Annotated in this window: 1 protein-coding gene; it reads left to right on the forward strand. The window is 73.7% G+C overall.

The window, feature by feature from the left end:
* A partial coding sequence (locus AB0I76_RS29720; RefSeq protein ID WP_357042399.1) for a glycosyltransferase occupies positions 1-1,391 on the forward strand: 1,391 nt, incomplete at its 5' end.
* Positions 1,392-1,526: the final 135 nt, after the last annotated feature.

Here is a 1,526-nt window from a genome sequence, read left to right on the forward strand (position 1 = left end):
CCGCCGACGAGCTGGCGGCAGGTCGCACGCCGCCGCACCTCACCGAGGCCGTCCGCGCCGAGCTGGCGGTGGCCGACGAGCGGTTCACCGCCGGCGACCCACGGACCGCGGGCCGGCACCTGTACCGCGCCCTGCGCGTGCTGTTCCACCGGAGCCTGCACTTCGACCGGCTCTCCTCGCCGCTGGCGGACGACCCTTCGGCCTTCCTCGCGCCGCTCCGGGACAGCGTCACGGGGCAGGCGCTGCTGGCCCCCCGGGGACGCGGGACGCCGGCGGCCGAGGCACCGGCCGACCGACCGCTCCGGCTGCTGGTGCTGACCAACGGCAATCCGCACTTCCTGCGCGAGATCCGGGAACGGTACGCGGCACACCCCGCCGTGGAGTTCCGCTACCTGCACCTGACCGACGACCCCACCGCCGGGCCGCTGATCAAGCGGGTGGACCCGGTCGTGGATCACCTGGTGACCGGAAGCTCCCCGTACGGCGAGCGGGTCGAGGAGTGGCTGCGGCCGCATCTCGACTGGGCGGACACGCTCTTCGTCGACTGGTGCGTCGCCACCGCCGCTCTGGTCACGCTGGTGGACCCCGGCGACACGAGAGTGGTGATCCGGTTGCACAGCTTCGAGGCGTTGAGCTTCTGGCCGCACCTGGTCGACTTCAGCCGGGTGGATGACGTGGTGTTCGTCTCCGAGCACCTTCGGGAGCTGGTCACGGCGGTGTCCCCCGACCTGTCCGGTGAGGGCGCCCCCCGCCTGCACGTGATCGCCAACGCCATGGACCTGGGCGCCTATCCGAGGGCGAAGGACCCGGCGGCCCGGTTCACCCTGGGACTCGTGGGCGTCGGCGCGGTGGCGAAGGACCCACGATGGGCCCTGGAGGTGCTCCGGGTGCTGCGCCGGTCCGATTCCCGGTACCGGCTGCTCCTGATCGGCGACGGCCTGAAGGCCTCCGCCGGTGGCGCGGTGCGCGACTACCAGGCGGCGCTCGACCGGGAGCTCCGCGAGCTGGAGACGGCGGGCGCGGTCACCCGGGTCGGTCACGTCACCGACGTTCCGGAGGCGCTGACCCGTGTCGGCGTCATCCTCAGCACCTCGGTCCGGGAGAGCTTCCACTGCGCCCTCGTGGAGGGCGCCGCCAGCGGCGCGCTTCCGGTGGTGCGGGACTGGCCCTTCTTCGCTCGCCAGCGCAGCGGCGCCCGCACCCTGTTCCCGGCGGACTGGGTGGTGCGAACGCCCGAGGAGGCCGCCCAGCGGATCCTGGCCGGGACCACCGACGAGGAGCAGTGGCGGACCGCCGGCAGCAGCGCCGCCGCGCACGCGCGGGCGACCTGGGACTGGTCGGTCACCCGGCACGACTTCGACGCGTTGTTCCGCCTGCCGGCCCAGCCCTGAGCCTCCGGCCACCCGGGAGCCCGCGTCGGGCCCGCCGCGTCACGGCAGGGACCCGTCACCGTCACGCGGAGAGGCCCGGTAGTTGAACGCGCCGCTCTTTCCGTGCAGAGAGCCTTCGAACGACTCCATGGCCAC

The organism is Micromonospora sp. NPDC049799 (assembly GCF_040656655.1).
Taxonomy (GTDB): domain Bacteria; phylum Actinomycetota; class Actinomycetes; order Mycobacteriales; family Micromonosporaceae; genus Micromonospora.